This is a genomic window from Streptomyces sp. NBC_00224, assembly GCF_041435195.1.
In the GTDB taxonomy this organism is placed as follows: domain Bacteria; phylum Actinomycetota; class Actinomycetes; order Streptomycetales; family Streptomycetaceae; genus Streptomyces.
Genome location: NZ_CP108106.1, coordinates 96,632 through 114,935, shown reverse-complemented (window position 1 = coordinate 114,935; position 18,304 = coordinate 96,632). Strand labels below are relative to the sequence as shown.

Sequence of the window (18,304 nt, the reverse complement as noted above, 5' to 3'; positions counted from 1 at the left end):
ACACAACCTCCAAGAGATCGGAAGAAAACGGGCAAGGGACGTGCAGGGGCAGGGCGGTCAGGGCCGGGCAGGGCCGGGCGGAGGGATGTCCTGTGCGCGGGCGCGCCGGGCGGTGTACAGGCAGATGCCGCGCACGCGCAAGAACTCGTGGGCGGCCAAGGCGTCCTGGGACGGATCGGTGGTGTGGTAGGCCCAGGGGGCGCGGGTGAAGTGGCAGTCCAGGACGGCGAAGACCTGCCCGGCCTTCTCGTACTCCTGGGCGCAAAACATGGCGTGAGCCAGGTAGTTGAGGTCGGAGACGGAGACGTGCGCATCCACCCGCAGGTCCGCGCTGTCATACGCCCGCAGAACGTCGCGGCGCAGCGGGTCACGGTTCCACTGGCGGCGCAGCAGCGGATCGCGGCCGCCGTCGTGGTGGAAGATGTCCACGGCTGCATACAGCGGCAGCATCAGCAGTGCCGCATCCTTACCGGGCCGCGCCCACGACGTCACCCAGCGGGCGAATGCGTTGGGGGCGGCCCCGGTGCCGGGGCGGGTGACGCAGCGCAGCATCTGGTGCCCGGCCTCCCGGCTGTAGGGGTGGCGCTGCCAGATCGCCGCCCACAGGCCCCAGGGACCCGGCGGGAGCATCAGTTCGCCTGCCTCCTGCCAGTAGTCGGGGTAGCGGAAGTGGACGTCGGTCACCCCGAGGGCCAGCAGGGCGATCAGCGGTACTGGATCGTCCGGGGCGCGCTCGTGGGCGTGCAGGCAGCTGGCACGCGCCGCCTCGACGAGCGCGGCGGTATTCGCCTGCCGGCGGCGGTGGGCGTGCAGTGCCCGCTGCACCAGCACCCGGGCGTGCATGACGTGACCGTCCACACTGTCGGGCTCCTCATACAGCCAGGCCCCCACGACATCGCGGTCGGTGCGCGCCGCGGCCGCGGCCAGCACTTGGCTGCGGGAGGTCCGCAGATCCCAGTCCCTGCCGGTGGCGTGCAGCAGATCCCGTATCCCGGCCCAGCGGGCCGCCTCCATCTCCTCCAGCGCCGTGCGCAGCGGACCGTCGAATCCAGCCGGGTGATAGACGGGCACCATGCTCTCCTCGCCGACACCCCTTCCGCGCGCCATCACAGCGCCCCCCTCAGGGGCGGAATCCCGGAAGGCAGGGCCTCGCGGACATCGTCACCGGCCGTGCCGCAGTGGTTGAAGACAGTGATCAGCGCCGATTCGGTGGTGATCGCCTGGTTGAGGTTGCGCAGCTCCTCGGCGGGCCGGTGCAGGACGATCTCATGGCGGCCCGCCTCCTGGACGTGCCGGTCCTCGACCCAGGCGCACATCTGGCAGAGGTAGGAGGCCAGATACGGGTCGCGGACCACCGCGGTGACATGGGACGCCGGCGGGGTGAGCCGGGCAGCATGGTCGCTTACCCACATCGACAGCAGGATCCCCAGCCGCAGCTCCCTCATGCTGGGGTGGGTGTATGCGTCGACCACCACCAGCTCCGCCTGCGTGTGCTGCCCGGCCGGCGGGCTGGGCAGCAGACCGTTGGAGCGGGCCAACACCAACACGGCCAGGAGCACGTCGCCCTCGAAGAGGCCGGTTACGCATTCCCCGGGGCTGGGCGGTGTGCCAAGGAAGGCGGCGATGTGCAGCGGGGCGGAGCCGGCCTTGCCCGGGGCTCTGGCATCCAGTGCCCTCATCCGCTCCTGGACGAGGGTGACCGCCGCCTGCCTATCGGCCGCGGTGAGCAGACGCATCACGTACATGCGTTCTCCTTCGCCGACGGGTGCGGTGTGAAGGCGAGCGCGGCGTAGCTGCCCGCGGCCCAGCCGGGCTGTCCCCGGTGGGGATGGGCGGGATGCCACTGGTGTGTCGGTACCATCCGGCCCACCTGGTGGAAGCCGTCGAGCAGTGCGGCGATCTGGGCCCGTCTGCGCCCCTGGAACAGCGGGGCGGGGCGGGCGGTCACATCGGCCGGGCGGGCGCGCCTGATCAGGTCCGGAGTGGGGTGGGTGAGCGAGACGGCGCTGCCCGCGGCCAGCCATTCGCGCAGCAGGACCATCCCCGCGCGGGCGGGCGCATCACGGACCTGGAAGAGCACATCGTGCAGCAGGGCGGCTATCGGCTGCGTGCGCTCCAGGCGCGCCTCGGCCGCGTCCAGCAGCTGCTCCATTTCCTCGAACCGTGCCCGCAGCACCGGCGCCCCACCCGGCATCGCCTTCGGGGTCCGGCGGGCGCGCGGCGAGGGCAGCTCGTGGTCGATGCAGAGCCACGTGGCCTGCGGCTGGATCCGCCGAGCGATCCGGTGCAGGTCATCCTCGAACCCGCGCAGCATGGGCAGGCGCACGTCGATGAACTGCTGGAGTCCGCGCCGGGCCAGTGAGGTCACGACCAGCTCCGCATGGATGCGGTCCAGGCGCTCGGTGCCCGGATGCGGCTCCGCGGTGGCCGTCAGGCGCTGTCTCTGCCCGGGCTCCCCGCCGCCCGCCACCGCTCCCGCCGAGTCGACCAGCCGTACCCGCGCGGTGGTCACCGTGCACCGCCCGCGTGCTGGGGACTTACATCCCACGTGGGGTCGAGGTCCTGGAAGTAGCACCAGACCCACTTGCCCACACCGTCTCTGCGCGGGGCGACACCCCAGCGGTGCGCCAGTGCCTCGATCAGCTGGAGACCCCGGCCACTGAGCTCCCCAGGCTCAGGACGGCGCGGGCGGACAGGGGCCGGTGACTGGTCGGCCACAGCGACGAGCACACCCCGATCGGTGCGGGTACGCGCGAGCCGGAAGGTGATCTTCCCGGCGCCGTGGCACAGCGCATTGGTGACCAACTCCGCCCCGGCCAGCACCACATCATCGGCCAGGGTCTCAAGCCTCCAGGCGAGCAGAGACTGTGCCGCCAGAGCCCTGCACCGCTGCGGCCACTGCGCGTCCGGCCCGGCCAGCACGTCGGCTCGCGGGGTGGTGCGCTGGAACCACAACTCCCGGCTGTAGACGCGCTCGGCGGACTCCGGATCCCAGCAGGCCAGCTGGGTGCGTAAGGGCGCAGGCACGAGTGCGGGTGCAGCGGGAGGCTCACCGAGGAGGTGAAGCAAGGAACTCTGCATGAGCGAGGTGGTGGGGGGCATCAGGAGCTCCACGGAGACGGGGCGGAGAGGGGATCGCCGTGCTGCGGATCCACCGGCGGACAGGCAGCCTTCCGGGGTGAGGTGTCGTCGATGTGCCATCGTGCAGGGGCTGTTGGGGAATATCGTCGTGCCCAGGCAACCGCGCGACGGCTCTCGCAGACACCCCAGCGCGGGCACGGGCACGGGTAACACGGGTAAAGATCGACTTGGTGACAGGGGCGCATTGTGGCGCGCACACGCAACACGCTGTTGGAGTCTGTGATCAACGAACTGGGCTGGTCCCAGGAGCGGGTGGCGGCCCATTTTCGGCGTACGGCCGCCGAGCACGCGGCCAGTGAACTCCTCACCGTGACGCGCTCGCATATCAACCAGTGGGTGCGAGGCAGCCGCCCCAGCGCCCCCGCGCCGGATATCTTGTGCGAGACGCTGTCGCGAGGACTGGGCCGCGTGGTCACCCTGGCGCAGATCGGGCTCGCCCCCAGCGCAACGGTGCCGCCGACCACCTGGGACTGGGACGCTGACACGGTGGTGCAACTGGTGGATATCGGGGGCGACAGCATGAGGGACCTCACCCGCAGGAAACTTCTGGGCTACTCGGCCGCAGGCGCTGCCCTGCCGGCCGAGCCCTGGTGGCGAGAGAGGGCCCAACGGGCCCAGGAGCGCCGCTCCCTGTCCCGGCGCACCATCAGCCCCGCCCACGTCGAAGCCGTACGCGACGCCATGCACCACTACTCCCGGCAGGACCAGCGCCTCGGCGGCGAGGCCGGCCGGGCCGCGCTGCTCGCCTACCTCCAGCACGACGTCGCCGACTACCTCTCGCGCCGCGTGTCCTGCGAGGGCCTGCGCCGCGAGCTCTTCTCTGCTGCGGCCGAACTCGTCTACCTCGCGGGCTGGATGAGCTTTGACGCATCGGACCACGGACAGGCGCAACAGTGCTTCACCCTCGCCTTCCGCATCGCTGCCGAAGCCGACGACGCGCCCCTGGGGGGCCATATCCTGCGCGCCGCCGCCCACCAGGCCATCGACCTCGGGCACCCCCAACGCGCCCTGGACATCGCCGAAGGCTCGCTCACCCAGAGCCGCTACGCACTCGCCAGCCCCCGGGAGAAGGCCCTGCTCGGTGTGGTCCACGCGCGGGCCCTGGCGGCCGCACAGCGCAAACAGGCTGCCCTGGCTGCTCTGCGGCGTGCCGAAGACGACCTCGGCCGGGCCCGAGAGGACCTCGAACCGAGCCGGGTGTTCTTCTTCGGCGAGGCTGCCCTCGCCCATGAAACCGCCTGCACACTGCGAGATCTCGGCGACCTCAAGGGCGCCGAAGCCGAGTTCCAGCGCAGCGTCCGCACCCGGGGCAAGCCGTTCCTGCGCACCCACGCCGTCACCCTCGGCTACCTCGGCGACGTTCAGGTCCGCCAGGGACACCTCGACGCCGCGTGCCAGACCTGGGCCCAGGCCCTCGACGTGATCGACGGGATCCAGTCCGGACGGGTACGCGACACCGTGGTCCACATGCGGCGCGCGCTGTCCCCCGTCCGCGGCCGAGGAGGAAGCGCCGCTGCCGAAGTCGACCAGCGGGCAGCCGCCGTACTGCGCGGCGTAGGGTGACGGTGCCACGACGCCGCCGGTCCGCACCACGCCTCGCCGATCGAGGCGAATGAGGGGAAACGCATGTCTGAAACATTCCAGGTGAAGGCCATCGCGACCGTGGTCGGCGGCCACCTCACGGCAGGAGACGACTACCAGGGCGGGGTTGAGTCCGTCATTCGCCTCAACGAGGAGTACCCCCTCGAAACCCTCCAGGGGCTGGAGGAGTTCTCCCACATCGAGGTCCTGTGGCGCATGCACCTGGCGGCGCCCCAGGACGTCGCCCTGCATGCCCGCAGCCCCCGAGGCAACACCGCGTGGCCGGCCACCGGAACCTTCGTGCACCGCAACCACCGCCGCCCCAACCAGCTCGCCATCTCCCACCCCCGCGTGCTCCGCGTGGAAGGCCGCGACATTCACGTCACCGGGCTCGACGCGGTCGACGGAACTCCCGTGTTGGACCTCGCCCCCTGGTTCCCGCAAATGGGCCCGCAGGAAAGCGTCCACGTCCCGGAATGGGTCGGCGACATGCTCACCCACTACTGGGCACCCGCCGAACACCGCATGTGAGTCGTATCCCCGCCCATCCCGGTGCCCCTGTGAGCACCCGCCAGCGGGGAAGCGGTACCAGCTGGACGTCAGGCACAGACCGCGACGGAACCCACGGCCAGTGACGTACCCCACGTGCTGGTACGCCGCAGGCAGGCCGCCCCACGTGCCCGGCTCGGCCGGGGGCCGAACGGACGCCGTCGCGCATGCCAGGAGCTTCATGCCAGCACCGCCGTCCTGAAGGCCACCGGCAGCGGATCACTGGCGGTGAGCAGGCAAGCCTGGTGGCCCCGGTACACGGCGTGCTGCGCATTCCTTGCGTCGAGGCGCCCGCACAGCAGCACCAGCAGTTCCCGCACCTCGGTCAGAGTCACCGCGCCGCGGCTCTTGTCGGCGTACTCCGTCAGCTCGCATCCGGCGGCAAGGGCCCGCAGCAGGTCGAGCTGGAAGCCCGGCACGACGAGCGTCCTGCTGTGCAGGACAGGCACCACACCACGGCTGGTAGTCAGGTGCACGATGCGCGTCCACCGGATGCACTCCCCGCCACTGAAAGCGCAGCCCAGATCCGCCACACCCCGCCAGGCGGCCGCATCGCTGGGATAGAGACCGTCCTCAGCAAGAGCTCGGCCGTCGTGGCCCTGGGCCACCAGCGTAAGGACACGCCGCTCGTGAGCGGTGAAGCGAGGCGCTCGCGTAGGGCCGAGGATCATTGCCGCGGCTCCTTCGCGAGGGACACCAGGCGCACGTTGCGTTCGGCGAACCAGGCGGCCATGTACTGCTGCGCCTGCACGTAGGCCTGCTTGGTTGCAAACGTGGCGGGTGAGAGAAGTTCCTCGGGGCGGGAGATCACCAACTGACAAATGAACCCTGCCGCGATGCGCGGGACGATCTTCTGCTGCCAGTACGGACGTTGTGCGAGCGGCACGTCAGGGGACCCCACGTCATAGGCATCGACGACAACTTCGCCACCGCTCCGCGCACTAAGGATCCGCAGTCGGCTCATCCAGGTCCGCACGACCCGCGGGTCCGTGTCCCTGAAGTGGGCGTAGACCGCGGCAGGTTCGGCCACAGCCTCCGTGGGCGGCTCGTACGCGGGATTGAGGAGGAACGGCTCCAGAGCCTGCGCCGCCTCGGGCAGCACACTCAGCTGCCGAGCGTCCGCCGGCCACTGCAGCGCCGCCCGAGCCACGGCCAGCGTGCTCTGCGCGTGCCGAGACGGGCCGTTGGCGACCTCGTCGACGGCGGCGGCCAGGACGGGCCGGATCCCCGCCGCGATATCAGCGCGCGCGGTGCCGTGCAGCGCCCCCAGGACGTGCTGCAGTACGGCTGTCGTCGGGCGGCCGGGAGTCCGTGCCTGATCGGGCGCAGTGCCCGAGGCGCCAGGCGTGCGACGCACCTCGGCCGCAACGGCGGACGACGGGGTATGCATCAGAGCTCCAGGGTCGGGAGAAGGGGGTAGCTGGTGCGAGGGGATCCCCGACGGCCCTGCGCGGGCGCCCCGGGGTGGGCAAGCGTTGCTGCGGTGCACAGGCTCGGCAATCAGGCAGTCCACTGATCCGTCACTTGAACGCCGAGCAGTCACTTCGGGCGATTGCATCTGAGGAGTAAGTCACTGCTGCTTGCAGGGATTTGACCGGCCGTCACTAGGCTGTCGAGCGTGCTGACAGTGTTTGGGAGGTACTGATGGGCCACACACCGCACGGTCCGTCCTGTGCGCGGCGGATCCGGCAGGAAGCGCTCGCCCACGGAGAGAGCGTCGGCCGGATCGCCCGGGTGATCCATGACCACTGCGGGGTGTCGCTGCTTCGCGCCCACCGCCTTGCCCGCGGGCTGACCCTGCAGCAGGCCGCCCAGGAACTGAACTCGCTCGCAACCGGGCGCGCGGCTGCTCCTCATGTCGACGGTGACCAGCTGGGGCACTGGGAGACCGGGCGCCAGCCCCGCGCGGCGACCCTTGGGCTGCTGTGCGACTTCTACGACTGCGCTCCCCATGACCTTGGACTCGGACACGCGAGGGCCGGGGATGATGGCGCGAGGCCGATCGCTGCGGGCTCGCGCACGAAGCCCGCGCCCGACTGTCTGGCGGTCGATTCCCTGGAAGGGACAGTTGATGCGGTGCGGCGCTCGGTGGACCGCACCCTGGCCACCGGCTCGGTCAGCGCCGCCCAGCTGGAGCTGGTCGAAGAGCAGATCTTCCGGGCCCGCCAGCAGTACGTCTTCACCCCACCGAGACAGATGATCACTGTGCTCCTTGACCATCTCGTGGAGGTTGAGGCGATGGCGGCGCACCGCCAGTGCGCCGCTGTGCAGGTCCGCCTGTCCGAGCTCACCGCGATGCTCGCCACGCTCGTCGCCGACGCGCTCATGAAACTGGGACAGCTCAGCCGCTCCCGGACCTGGTACCACACCGCGCGTACGGCTGCGGATGACAGCGGGACGAGCGAGCTCCGGGCCCGGGTGCGGGTGCAGGCAGCGATGCTGCCCTTCTACTACGGCCCCCTGGACGAAGCGGTCAAGCTCACCCGGCAGGCCCGCACCATCCTGCGGGCAAGGCCGGTGCGCACCACCGCCTTCGCCGCCGTGGCCGAGGCACGCGCCCTGGCCAAGCTGCACGACACCCACGCCGCACAAGTCGCACTGCGCGACGCGCTCACCGTCTTTGAGCACAGCAGAGAAGAACACCTGGCCGACAACGACGCCTTCGGCTTCCCCGAGCGCCGCTTCCGCCTGTATCAGAGCGGAACCCTCACCGCGCTCGGCCGCACCAGCCAGGCCCGCCGCGTACAAGAGGCAGCCCTGCGCCTCTACCCCCGGACGAGCGGCATCGACCCCGCCCTGCTCCACTTCGAGGCCGCCCTGTGCCTGGCCCACGAAGGCAGCCTTACCGACGCCTGCGAACTCACCGCGACGACCTTCCTGGGGATCGTCGCCGAACACCGCACACCCATCGTGGAGGAACGGGCCCGCGAGATCGTCGCGGCACTCCCACCCGGTGCACAGCTCAGCCGGCCCGCCCGCGAACTGCGTGAGATCCTCGCCCTTGCTCCCGCACCCACGTGACAGGCACGCGCCCGGTCGGCGAGTGTGGAGTCCATGACACACGTGGTGATCGCTCCCGGCGGATTCGACAAGTCCGAGATGCAGCAGGTCCTGCAGCAAGCCTGCGCCGTGGTCGGCCTCGACCACGGTGATGCCCGGCTGCTGCGCGGACACACCAACGCCGTGATCCTCCTGGAACGCGAACAGACCGTCGTCAAGATCGCCCGCCGGGGAACGCGCACCGAGGACGTCGTACGTACGGTCGCCTTCGTCCGCCACCTCATGGACCTTGGCTTTCCCACCGTCGCCCTGCACCCCATTGGCCAGCCCGTCATCATCGACGGGCACGCCGCCACCTTCTGGCACTACCTGCCCCAGCCTCCGCACCCCGTCACCGCCGCGCAGCTCGCCAGGCCGCTGCACGCCCTGCACACCCTGGCCGCCCCACCTCTCACGCTGCCGCGCCACGACAACCTCGCGGCGATCCGCCGCTCCCTCGCGACCACCAGCTGGCTGCCCGGGCGAACCCTCGCCTTCCTCAACGACTACGCCGACCAGCTCGCCCATGCGCTCACCACTGTGGACTTCGCCCTTCGCGACGGCGTGATCCAAGGCGACCCGCAGCACCGCAACGCCCTGCACACCGGGCACGGGGAGGCCGTGCTCTGCGACTGGGACACCGTCACGCGCGGGCAACCGGAATGGGATCTGGTCACCGTGGAGATCCACTGCCGCCGATTCGGACACGGCCAGCAGCACTACCAGGCCTTCGCCGACACCTACGGCTTCGACATCACCCGGTGGCCCGGCTACCCGATCCTGGCCGCGATCCGCGAACTGCGGATGATCACCACCAACGCACGCAAGGTCCCCCAAGCCCCCAGCAGCCAAAGGGAAGTCGAACGGCGCATCGCAGCCCTCCAAAGCCACGACAGGCAACTGCGGTGGAACATCCTGTAATACCCCGCGGCACTGCCGGGAGACGCCACGGCGCTCGCCCGCCGACGCTGCTCCGCGCCGGGCAGCACCCGACCGGGGCCACGGGCGCACCGGCAACCGCGCGCTGTGGCAGAGCAGCGTCCCAACCGGCGATGACACTTCGATCGGTGCCCCGCACGCCGGGTGCGGCGGGCAGGTATCGGCGGCGAAGAACACAGCAGATCCTTTCCGGGAACGAAGGGCTCAGCGTTGGCGGACGGTCTGGCCGTGGGGGCCGGCGGTGAACTCGAAGTCCGCAAGGCGGGGCTAGCCCAGTTCGGGCCACCGTTTGCGTGCGCGCTGGCCGCGCACGAGCATGAAGTCGACGGCGGCGACCAGGGGACCACTGACCGTGTCGTCCTCCTGGCGGGTCAGGACCGCGACCGCGTCGGTGCCGAACGGGGTGGTCACCGGTGCGACGATCACCCCGCCGACCGCTACCTGTTCTGCCCGTGCCGGAGGGATCTGTCAGCGTCGGAGGACATGGTCCGGCTTGTCGAGCCACACCTGCTGGCCCTCGTCGGAGACGGTCAGGCCGTAACGGGTCACGTGAGGCTGGCTGGCTGTGCGCCATGCGGTGTAGGCCGTGACGACCTCGGCCCACAGATCGCGTTCTCCCCAGACGGTCACCGCGCCGTCCTCCCACCAGTCGGTGTAGCGGACGACGGTGACGGAAGCGCCCGTGTCGTCCCGGATCTGGGCTCGGCGGGTGCTGTCGTCGTCGCGCTGCCGATCGATGGCGATGTGGGGCACGTGCAGACCGATGGCGAAGTCCTGGGCCCACGTCCCGTCCAGCACCTGGGCGGGGTCGATGGGCGAAGACGTGAGCGCGTAGGTGTCCGGGTTGCGGGCGGGCTCGCGTGGTCGCTCGGAGCGGGCCCACATGTAGGAGGCAGAGCCGACGAACGGGCCTGAGGCGATGCCGTCATGTACGCGCAGTTTCAGCAGCCCGCCGTTGGCGTAGAGCGTGTTGAACGGGGTCAGGATGATGCCCCCGTCGGTTGTCTGCCGGCGCCAGGCGGCCGGGATGCGGCGCAGGGAGGCCGTGTTGATGATGCGGTCGAAGGGAGCGCTCTCGGGATGTCCGGCCAGCCCGTCCCCGCGTACCACATAAGGGGCGTAGCCGGCCTTGCCGAGATTGTCCGCGCCCCACGCTGATAGGGCCGGGTCGATCTCGATCGTGGTCACCTGTGCGGCCCCGACGCGTTCGGCAAGGAGCGCGGTGTGGTAGCCGGAGGCGGTTCCGATTTCGAGGACCCGGTGTTCGGGCTCGACGTCGAGTTGGTTCAGCTTCTCGAAGGCGATGTCGAGGGCGGAGATGCTGCTGGTGTAGTCGCCTCGTGCGGGGCCGTCGGCGGGGGTGCGGCCGTCGTCCATCTGCGTGATCAGCGAATTGTGGGTGTCCCACACCCCTGCCTGCCACGCATCGAAGTCGGCGGACCGGTCGATGACGGGGTGGAGGCCCTTCTCGTCGGTGGCCAGGGTCCAGAATTGAGCGGGGGCGAACATTTCACGGTCGACGGCATCGAACGCGGGACGGAGCCATGGGGACCGGAAGGCCCCCATGGCGTCCAGCTCCCGCGCGGCGCGTGCACGGTAGTTCATGGTGCGCCTACTTTCCGCGTCCGCCGCTGCCGGAACCTCCGCCGCTGCCGTCAGGGCTCGGCGTCGGCGGGGTCCACGGCTTGATCGGTGCCGGGTCGCCCTTGTGCTTGCTGTCGGCCATCATTTCCTCCTCGGTGTGGGCAGACGTCCGGGCTGTGTGTGATCTGGACGAGCGCGCGCGTGGTGGTGCGGCAGAAAGGGGCCTTGGCGCGGCCTCGTCCGTATCGAAGGCCTCCGGAATCACCTGGGCCAACTCCGGGGGAGCGAACCCCACGGCTGGAAAGTCGGTCATGACCGGGTCCTTCGTGGAGGGGAGGCTCGTCAGTGCTGGCGGACGCTTTGGCCGTTGGGCCCTGCAGCGAGTTCGAAGTCTGGGAGGCGGGGCCATCCGAGTTCGCGCCAGGGGCGGGGCTTGCGCTGGGAGCGGGTGCGCATGAAGCTCACGGCCGCTACCAGCTGCCCGCTTGCGTGGCCTTGGCCGTCGGCGACGAGCAGGGCCAGCGCGTCGTCGCCGAACGGTGTGGCCACTGGTGTGAGGATCGTTCCGCCGGGCTGCATCTGTTCCATCCATGCGGGCGGGATCTGCTGCACGCATGCGGTGCTGATCAGCCGGTCGTACGGGGCGCGGGCGGCGTAGCCGGCCTCCCCGTCCGCGACGACGACGGTGGGGGCGGCGACGTCGAGGGTGTGCAGTGCCGTGCGGGCCCGATCGGCCGTGGCCGGGTCGATCTCTACTGTCGTCAGGCGGTGTGCTCCGACGCGGGCAGCGAGCAGGGCGGCGTTGTAGCCGGTGCCGGTCCCGATCTCCAGCACGTTCTCGCCCGGCTGCGGATCGAGGTGATGGAGCATCTGCACGACGACGGCGGAGCAGGAGATTGAGGAGGTGAATGCGTTCGATCGGGCTGGACCATCCTGCGGGGTGATCTTGCCGTCGTCGATCTGGGTGATCAGCGCGATCCGCGGGGTGTAGACGGCTTCGAGCCAGCGTTCGGGTTCAGCGGTGCGGTCGATCACTGGGAAGAGGCCGTCCTTGTCCCGCTCGGGCCACCACACCAGGTCGGGAACGAAGTGGGCACGGGGGACGGACCGGAAGGCCTTGCGCAGCCAGGAGCGGCCTTGGAAGTAGCCGGCCCGGTAGCTGTCGATGATCTCCATGCACCGGGTGATGTGCTGCTGCTCGTCCATCGGGTTCGTCCCCTTCTGCCGCACTCAGCTGTCGCTGGGGGCGCCGCCGCCCATGCGGTCCTCGTCACTACCGTGACCCTGCCCGTTGCCGGTGTCGCCCTGTCCGGCGCCGTGGATGTCGCCCTCCTCGCTCTGGTCGCTGTCAGAGGTCCCGTTCGTACGTCCCATGACGGTCTTCTCTCCTTGAAAGGCTCGCTCACGGAGTGATCGTCCACTGCCTGTGAGGGGGATCAGCTTGGCCCCGAGGGGAGTGACAGCGCCATGTCGTGCGGGTGCCAGATGGGCGGCCCCTGCCAGGGCCCGGGGACGTCGCCAGGCCACTCAAGTGCCAATCTCTGCACAAGTGTTGAACTGGGGGCCGAGTGCGGTATCCCCTTTCGTGCAGAGGAATGACACGAGTCCCTTGACCGGTGAACCCCTTGGGGGAGACGTGAGTGTCTGTAAGCACTTATTTTGGCTCCAGTGCACGGGGTTCTTTTGGCTCCACTGGCTGGCCGGTGGGGGCGCGTATTGGTGTGATTCACGCCCCTGCGGCAAGGTGATTTGGCCCCACTTCGAACGAGTGGTTCTGCTGGCCGGGACGGGGGGTCGGCGCGGTAGTTTTGGAGTCTCGGTCAGACCTCCGAAAGCGTGCCCCCGACAGGTGCGTGGAGGGCTGCCGACCCGACTCGACTCAGGTTGCGGGCCGCCCAGTGCCCGTGGCAGCTGGACGAGAACGGGCGATGGCCTGGTCGGCACTGGGACTTGGCGGCTGGGTCCGAAACGGCTGCGGCCGGCCTCCCGTGAGGGAGGCCGGCCGCGGTTGTCGTTCGAGGTCAGCGGCGTCGCTTCTTCTGACTCTGGGCGAAGCGGTAGGAGTCGGTGCCGGTTTCGACGATGTGTGCGTTGAAGGTGACGCGGTCGACGATCGCGGTGCAGAGCCGGGGGTCGGTGAACGTCTGCCTCCACTCGGAGAACGGGGCGTTCGACGCGATGGCGATGGCTCTGCGTTCTTCGCGCTCGGTGAAGATCTGGAACAGCAGTTTCGCTCCGGCCTTGTCGAGGTCGAGATAGCCGAACTCGTCCAGGCAGAGTAGGTCGACGCGGCCGTAGCGGGCGATGGTGCGGCCCAGCTTCTTCTCGTCGGCGGCCTCGGCGAGCTCGTTGACCAGGTTGACCGTGGTCGTGTAGCGGACCTTCAGCCCGGCCTCGGCCATGGCGGTGCCGATCCCGATGAGCAGGTGGGACTTGCCGGTGCCGGAGTCGCCGATCAGGCAGAGCGGCTGCCCGGCCTTGACCCAGGCCGGGTCCGACAGCGTGCCGACCAGTTCCGGAGTGACGTTCGGGTTCTCGGCGAAGTCGAAGTCCTCCAGCCGCTTGGGGCGGGGGAAGTTGGCGTCTCTGACCAGCCGCTGCTTGCGCCGTTCCTCGCGTTCGGCGCACTCGGCCTCCAGCAGGTCGGCGAGGAAGTCCTTGTAGCTGGACCGCTGGCGCATCGCCTCCTCGGCCATCTCCGAGACCCGGCTGCGGATGGTGGGCAGGTGCAGGCTGCGGCATGCCTCGTCGATGGCCGTGTCCACGGCCTCCTCGGGTCCGGCGTCCCGGCGGGGTCCAGGGACGTGCTGGCGGGTGGGTGCGGCGGTCGTGTTCATGCAAGGCCTTTCGGTCGGCGGGTCAGGAGCTGGTCGTAGTGGCTCACGGTCGGCAGCGGGCGTTTGTCCTCGGGAAGCTGGGCTCTGCGGGCCGCCAAAGAGACCACCCCGCTGGGCTTGGCCCACGGCGGCGGATCGTCTCCGTCGCCTCCTTCCTCGGCCACCTCTGGTGTTTGCGCGGCGGCTTTGCGGGCCTCGACGGCCACGACGTCTGCGGTGGCGGCACCGGCCCGGATCGCGGCCGCCATGCCCAGCTGGACCGCCTCGGCCGGCATCCGCCGGTGCAGCAGGAGGACCTCGATCAGGGCCCTGGTCCCGGCCGCGTCGCCGTGCGCGGTGCGGGCCGCGGCCCAGAACGCCTCATGGACCTCGGTGAACGATCCGTTCTGGCGGGCGGTTGCCAATGCGGTGGAGCCCGCCATGGCGCCGGGCTTGGTCAGCAGGATCTCGAGGTAGTGGTCGAGTTCGTCGCGGAACTCGCCCCGCCGGGTCAGCCGGGGGTGACGGGCGGCGATCGTCCGCCGTTCGAACACCAGCAGTTCGTTGCCCCGTAGCAGCACCCGCACGTTCTGCCCGATGAAACGGGCGGGCACCGAGTAGTGGCACTGACGGACCGTGATCCGGCTGCTGCGGTCGACCTTCGGCGTCAGCGTGATGCCGCACTCGAACTCCTCGAACGGCAACGGCAGCAATTCGTCTTTCTCGATGGTGAAGTTGAAGCCGATGGTGGTCAGTCTGCCCGCAAGGATCCGTGTGTCCTCGGCCGCGTCGATCGCCGTGATCTTCTCGTTCAGCTCGGCCAACGAGGCGACGTCGGGAACCGGAACGAGGTGCGTGCGCCGGAAACGTCCGCCCTCGTGCTCGACGCCGCCCTTCTCATGGGCGCCTTCCTGGCCGGGGATGCAGTAGAAGGCGTCGAAGCCGTAGTGGGCACGGAAGGTCACCCACCGTTCCGACTCCACCCGGCTGCGGCCGGTGCAGATCCGGTTGACCGCCGGCTTCAGATTGTCGTAACGAATGTGCCGGGCCGGGACTCCGCCCAGGACGTTGAACGCCTCAACATGCCCTTCCATGAAGGACTCCTGGGCCTGTGAGGCATAGACCCGGTGGACGGCCTTGCCCGAGTACGACATCCGCAGCGTGAACAGGTGGCATTTGACCACTTCGCCCGCCAGCCGAACCCACACATCGGCGAAGTCGACCTCCGCTTCCTCGCCGGGAAGATGCACCTGGGGAACCATCCCGTTCATGTGCCGGTGCCCTTCCCGGGCCTCGGCCTCGATCTGCGGGCGCCGGATCAGGACGTAGTCACAGACCGTCGAGTACGACGCCTGGTCGAAGCCGTGGTCTTGGGCGAGACGCTGATGGATCCGCCGGGCCGTGTGTTTCTGCTTGCGTGGCGCGGTCAGGTCCTCCCGCAGCATCGCGTCGATCCAGGCCTTGGCCGGGTCTAGGACTGTCGCCCGCGGCACCGGTTTCTTCCTCGGCGGTGGGACCGCGGAGTTCAGGGCCTGACGGACCGTCCTGCGGTGCACTCCGTACTTCTCCCCAAGAGCCCGCTGCGACAGCTCCGGATCGAGACGTCTGTCTCTCCGGATCGCGGCGAACAGTTCAGCGCGCGACAAACCCACCCCGGCCTCCCGACATGACCGTGATCAACACACACGGCCTCCGACAAGACCGTGATCGACGCACACACCCTGCCGTCATCGGGCGGACAGAGCAGTGCATTCACTCCAAAGAGGGCACGTCACAGCACGTGTTCGCCAGGTGGAGCCAGATCAACTTCGTACCCCACGGGGCCACTTCAGATCCGTGCACTGGAGCCCAAAGAAGTGCTTACAAACACGTGAGGCAACAACCGCCGACCCTGCTGAAGCAGCTGTGCATGGAACGCAGCCTGGGTGTCCCGGAGATGGTCGCCCTGTTCTCGACCACGGCCGCCCAGATCATTGGCAAGGGCTCCAACGATCCGACCTGCAGTGAACGCACCGCGAAGCGATGGCGAGCAGGAAACGTCGATCCGCTCTCCTTGAGCTCCGACACCTGCCGCGTTCTGCAGGCCATGTTCGGCCAGCCCGTTGCCGAACTGTTCGGGCCACCCATACAGCTTGATGCCCGTACCACCGCGTTCGACCTGGAGCAAAAGATCAACATGATGGCAGAAGACGCCCACCACGACGCCAGCGCGACCGCCGCGGCGTCGATCTCCGACACCAGCCTGGACCAGCTGACCGACGATGTGGCAGGGCTCGCGCACGACTACGCCTGCCTCGCCCCCGTTACCGCCCTCCAGCGCGGCCACGCTCTTCAGGCGCGACTGCAAGACCAGCGTGATCACACCCGGGTCCCCGCACAGCAGCAGCGGCTCTTGTTGCTCTCCGGCCAGACCATGGCTCTGCTTGCCGTAGCGGCCTTCGACCTCGGTGCTTTCGCCGGCGCCCGGCGCCTGGCCCGCACAGCCGACCTCTACGCCGAGACTGCCCGCTTCGAGCCCCTGCGCGCCTACGCCGACGGCATCCTCGCCTACATCGCCTACTTCACCTCGATGCCCGGCGAAGCCGTCGCGAAAGCCCGCCGGGCCCAGACGTACGGCGGACTTGGTGACGTCGCCCGCAGGCGCCTGCTCGCCATCGAGGCACGCGCGCTCGGCCACCTCGGTGACCGCGACGCCGCCATGCATGCCCTGAGGCTGGCCGAAGACGTCGATGACGGCACGCGCGATGACCTGCACGACGGCGTCGGAGGAGAATTCGGCTTTCCGGCAGACCGCCTGGCCATGTCCAACAGCTCGACAGCGCTACTCGTCCACGACGCTAATCAGGCCGAGATCTCGGCACTCCAGGCACTGCAGCTCATCGACCAGCAGCCAGCCCAGACCCGCTCAGCGCACGTCCTGGGCGGCGCCTCGGCCGACCTTGGCATGGCACGCCTGCTCAGCGACGACGTTGAAGGCGCCGCTGAAGCCCTGCTGCCGCTGTGGAACATCCCAGCTGACCAACGTGTCACCGGCGTGCTGGCCCGGACCAGCCAGATCCAGCACCTCCTCACCTCACCGGCCTTCCGAGGAGCCGTGCAGCCCGCACAACTTCGCCAACAAATCGAGGACTTCACCCGAGCCGCCAGCGCCCATCAGCTGACCGGATCGGCACTGTTACAGCTCGAAGGATGACGGGGCCAAGGCGGCGAGAATCTTCGCCTCCTTGTCCGCGGCGATACCGTGCTCCTTCCACCGGGGGTGCTCCACCGGGCGTCCGTCACCGGCCAGCCAGGCCCACGTGTCACGCAGGGTCTCAACCACCGGCCGGCACCGGAAGCCAGCCGCCACCGCCCGACTGGAATCGACCGACCACGCACCCGCGTGCGTACGCCACAACGGCAACTCAGTCCACTCCTTCACACCGTGCCCGGCCAGCATCTCCGGCTCCACCCACACCGGCTTGCCCGCGCCGCCCGTGACCACCAGGCACTCACGGAGGAAGTCCTCGAAGGAGATGCCGTCAGGGTGGGCCAGAGTGAAGCCACCGCCCGCCGTCCCCACCGCCTGGTCCAGGGCGAAAGCCGCGACATCTCGTACGTCAACAGGCTGAATACGCTGCTCACGCGGTGCCGGCGCCACCATCCTCCCCCCGCGTTGGGCCCGCGACAGCCACCACGGCAGCCGCCCCACGTACTCCCCGGGCCCCAGCAGGACCCCCGGCCGAAGGAACACCGCCGCCTCACCGAAAGCCTCGTGGACCGCCCGCTCGCCACCGGCCTTCTGAAACCCGTACACGGTGGGGCTGCCGTCCTCACCGGTGTATCCGAACGACTCATCCGCGTCCGGCGGGCACTCCAGCAACGGCGAACTGTCAGTCAGAGGCATGTGAGGCCACCCCTTATAGACGGACACCGTGGAAATATGCACCCACCGCCGGGCCGCGCGTCGGAGGGCCACGGCCGCCAGACGCACGTCCCGCGGCGGAAAGTCAGAACTTGATGTGTCGATCACGGCATCCCAAGGGCCATGCCCGGCGAGACGGTGCAAGTCCCCACGAGAGGTGCGATCACCATGAACCGGCTCGACACCGGGAACATCACGGCCGGAGCGCCCACGGTTGAACGTAGTGACCGACCAGCCCCGCGCGAGCGCTCCCTCCACGGTGCTCTTACCCAGAAACCACGTGCCGCCGATGACCAGGATCCTCATGTGAGTGATCCTGCCGTCCTGTTCAGCGCGCGGAAAGGGCGACGCTGGAATCTGGGCGCTATCTGCGGGGCAGCGACCACGACGAGGACCGGTGATCGAGCCCGAAGCAGGGACTCTGTGGACGACCACTCAGGCCGCCCGGTTCCTGGGGACCGAGTCGACCGGCAGCGCCCGGCGCAGCTAGACCTGGTGGAGGTTGTAGAGGCTGATGAGCTCGCGTAGCGCAACCTGCTCGTCCTCGCCGCTGGCGTCGTGAAGGGCAGCATGCCCGAGGCGCAGCAGCCGGGTAATCCTCTCGCCGACATCGCGATCCCGGTCCCTGGCCTGTGTCTCGTAGCTGAAGGGGCTGTGTGGCCATCCTGCGAAAGGAGTTGACCGAAGGGCGGCGGGGCGGTGGAACCCGGGCGACTTCGCAACGAAGCGCTTCACCTGGCTACGCCGCGCG

At 69.4% G+C, this 18,304-nt stretch carries 18 protein-coding genes; 5 read left to right on the top strand and 13 right to left on the bottom strand.

Annotated elements, in window-relative coordinates; all coding sequences use genetic code 11:
* Positions 1-57: 57 nt before the first annotated feature.
* From OG965_RS00590 to OG965_RS00575, 4 genes are read right to left on the bottom strand one after another with little or no spacing between them, the layout of a single operon-like run.
* Positions 58-1,107, bottom strand: coding sequence for a hypothetical protein (locus tag OG965_RS00590; RefSeq protein WP_371647965.1), 1,050 nt, complete (start codon positions 1,105-1,107; stop codon positions 58-60).
* Positions 1,107-1,745 (bottom strand): hypothetical protein, encoded by a 639-nt coding sequence (locus OG965_RS00585; RefSeq protein WP_371647963.1) that lies wholly within the window; start codon positions 1,743-1,745, stop codon positions 1,107-1,109. Before OG965_RS00585 ends, OG965_RS00590 begins: the two co-directional genes overlap by 1 nt.
* Positions 1,736-2,512 (bottom strand): SAM-dependent methyltransferase, encoded by a 777-nt coding sequence (locus tag OG965_RS00580; protein WP_371647961.1) that lies wholly within the window; start codon positions 2,510-2,512, stop codon positions 1,736-1,738. The genes OG965_RS00585 and OG965_RS00580 overlap by 10 nt, the downstream gene beginning before the upstream one ends.
* Entirely contained in the window at positions 2,509-3,027 is a 519-nt protein-coding gene (locus OG965_RS00575; protein WP_371647959.1) for an ATP-binding protein, read from the bottom strand. The genes OG965_RS00580 and OG965_RS00575 overlap by 4 nt, the downstream gene beginning before the upstream one ends.
* Positions 3,028-3,327: 300 nt before the next feature.
* Between OG965_RS00575 and OG965_RS00570 the strand changes: the two genes are divergently transcribed.
* Both OG965_RS00570 and OG965_RS00565 read left to right on the top strand, forming a co-directional pair.
* Positions 3,328-4,704 (top strand): Tat pathway signal protein, encoded by a 1,377-nt coding sequence (locus tag OG965_RS00570; RefSeq protein WP_371647957.1) that lies wholly within the window; start codon positions 3,328-3,330, stop codon positions 4,702-4,704.
* A 63-nt stretch (positions 4,705-4,767) separates the two neighbouring features.
* Positions 4,768-5,253 carry an SAM-dependent methyltransferase gene (locus tag OG965_RS00565; RefSeq protein WP_371647955.1) on the top strand — a complete coding sequence of 162 codons (486 nt, stop codon included), beginning with the start codon at positions 4,768-4,770 and terminating at the stop codon, positions 5,251-5,253.
* Positions 5,254-5,450: 197 nt separating this feature from the next.
* Here the strand turns inward: OG965_RS00565 and OG965_RS00560 are convergent, their stop codons facing one another.
* Both OG965_RS00560 and OG965_RS00555 read right to left on the bottom strand, forming a co-directional pair.
* Positions 5,451-5,942 (bottom strand): hypothetical protein, encoded by a 492-nt coding sequence (locus OG965_RS00560; protein WP_371647953.1) that lies wholly within the window; start codon positions 5,940-5,942, stop codon positions 5,451-5,453.
* Positions 5,939-6,661 carry a hypothetical protein gene (locus tag OG965_RS00555; protein ID WP_371647951.1) on the bottom strand — a complete coding sequence of 241 codons (723 nt, stop codon included), beginning with the start codon at positions 6,659-6,661 and terminating at the stop codon, positions 5,939-5,941. Before OG965_RS00555 ends, OG965_RS00560 begins: the two co-directional genes overlap by 4 nt.
* Before the next feature lie 254 nt (positions 6,662-6,915).
* Here OG965_RS00555 and OG965_RS00550 point away from each other — a divergent pair, with 254 nt between their 5' ends.
* Both OG965_RS00550 and OG965_RS00545 read left to right on the top strand, forming a co-directional pair.
* The gene (locus OG965_RS00550; protein WP_371647950.1) at positions 6,916-8,292 is read left to right on the top strand and encodes a helix-turn-helix domain-containing protein; all 1,377 of its coding nucleotides are present in this window, start codon (positions 6,916-6,918) and stop codon (positions 8,290-8,292) included.
* 33 nt (positions 8,293-8,325) lie between these two features.
* Complete coding sequence (locus OG965_RS00545) at positions 8,326-9,231, top strand: aminoglycoside phosphotransferase family protein (protein ID WP_371647949.1); 906 nt, start codon at positions 8,326-8,328, stop codon at positions 9,229-9,231.
* A 285-nt stretch (positions 9,232-9,516) separates the two neighbouring features.
* Here the strand turns inward: OG965_RS00545 and OG965_RS00540 are convergent, their stop codons facing one another.
* The 6 genes from OG965_RS00540 to istA form a co-directional block, all read right to left on the bottom strand.
* A complete protein-coding gene (locus tag OG965_RS00540; RefSeq protein ID WP_371647947.1) occupies positions 9,517-9,660 on the bottom strand; it encodes a hypothetical protein in 144 nt (47 codons plus the stop codon).
* Between the two features lie 57 nt (positions 9,661-9,717).
* Positions 9,718-10,854 carry a methyltransferase domain-containing protein gene (locus OG965_RS00535; RefSeq protein WP_371647946.1) on the bottom strand — a complete coding sequence of 379 codons (1,137 nt, stop codon included), beginning with the start codon at positions 10,852-10,854 and terminating at the stop codon, positions 9,718-9,720.
* A gap of 321 nt (positions 10,855-11,175) precedes the next feature.
* Positions 11,176-12,039, bottom strand: a complete 864-nt coding sequence (locus OG965_RS00530; protein WP_371647943.1) for a methyltransferase domain-containing protein — start codon at positions 12,037-12,039, stop codon at positions 11,176-11,178.
* 24 nt (positions 12,040-12,063) lie between these two features.
* Positions 12,064-12,207, bottom strand: coding sequence for a hypothetical protein (locus OG965_RS00525; RefSeq protein WP_371647941.1), 144 nt, complete (start codon positions 12,205-12,207; stop codon positions 12,064-12,066).
* 647 nt (positions 12,208-12,854) lie between these two features.
* A complete protein-coding gene (gene istB, locus OG965_RS00520) occupies positions 12,855-13,670 on the bottom strand; it encodes an IS21-like element helper ATPase IstB (protein WP_371647939.1) in 816 nt (271 codons plus the stop codon).
* Positions 13,667-15,295: an IS21 family transposase gene (gene istA / locus OG965_RS00515; RefSeq protein ID WP_371656805.1), complete on the bottom strand. Its 1,629-nt coding sequence runs from the start codon at positions 15,293-15,295 to the stop codon at positions 13,667-13,669. Before istA ends, istB begins: the two co-directional genes overlap by 4 nt.
* 263 nt (positions 15,296-15,558) lie before the next feature.
* Between istA and OG965_RS00510 the strand changes: the two genes are divergently transcribed.
* Positions 15,559-16,842 carry a DNA-binding protein gene (locus tag OG965_RS00510; protein WP_371647937.1) on the top strand — a complete coding sequence of 428 codons (1,284 nt, stop codon included), beginning with the start codon at positions 15,559-15,561 and terminating at the stop codon, positions 16,840-16,842.
* On the opposite strand, the gene OG965_RS00505 is transcribed toward OG965_RS00510, so the two are convergent.
* Entirely contained in the window at positions 16,825-17,859 is a 1,035-nt protein-coding gene (locus OG965_RS00505) for an NAD-dependent epimerase/dehydratase family protein (RefSeq protein ID WP_371647935.1), read from the bottom strand. The genes OG965_RS00510 and OG965_RS00505 overlap by 18 nt on opposite strands.
* Positions 17,860-18,304: the final 445 nt, after the last annotated feature.

Bases quoted from the DNA above. Each gene is read 5' to 3' on its own strand.
- OG965_RS00590 (WP_371647965.1), bottom strand. From the start codon at position 1,107: ATGGCGCGCGGAAGGGGTGTCGGCGAGGAGAGCATGGTGCCCGTCTAT.
- OG965_RS00585 (WP_371647963.1), bottom strand. From the start codon at position 1,745: ATGTACGTGATGCGTCTGCTCACCGCGGCCGATAGGCAGGCGGCGGTC.
- OG965_RS00565 (WP_371647955.1), top strand. From the start codon at position 4,768: ATGTCTGAAACATTCCAGGTGAAGGCCATCGCGACCGTGGTCGGCGGC.
- OG965_RS00560 (WP_371647953.1), bottom strand. From the start codon at position 5,942: ATGATCCTCGGCCCTACGCGAGCGCCTCGCTTCACCGCTCACGAGCGG.
- OG965_RS00555 (WP_371647951.1), bottom strand. From the start codon at position 6,661: ATGCATACCCCGTCGTCCGCCGTTGCGGCCGAGGTGCGTCGCACGCCT.
- OG965_RS00550 (WP_371647950.1), top strand. From the start codon at position 6,916: ATGGGCCACACACCGCACGGTCCGTCCTGTGCGCGGCGGATCCGGCAG.
- OG965_RS00545 (WP_371647949.1), top strand. From the start codon at position 8,326: ATGACACACGTGGTGATCGCTCCCGGCGGATTCGACAAGTCCGAGATG.
- OG965_RS00535 (WP_371647946.1), bottom strand. From the start codon at position 10,854: ATGAACTACCGTGCACGCGCCGCGCGGGAGCTGGACGCCATGGGGGCC.
- OG965_RS00530 (WP_371647943.1), bottom strand. From the start codon at position 12,039: ATGGACGAGCAGCAGCACATCACCCGGTGCATGGAGATCATCGACAGC.
- OG965_RS00525 (WP_371647941.1), bottom strand. From the start codon at position 12,207: ATGGGACGTACGAACGGGACCTCTGACAGCGACCAGAGCGAGGAGGGC.
- istB (WP_371647939.1), bottom strand. From the start codon at position 13,670: ATGAACACGACCGCCGCACCCACCCGCCAGCACGTCCCTGGACCCCGC.
- OG965_RS00510 (WP_371647937.1), top strand. From the start codon at position 15,559: ATGGAACGCAGCCTGGGTGTCCCGGAGATGGTCGCCCTGTTCTCGACC.
- OG965_RS00505 (WP_371647935.1), bottom strand. From the start codon at position 17,859: ATGAGGATCCTGGTCATCGGCGGCACGTGGTTTCTGGGTAAGAGCACC.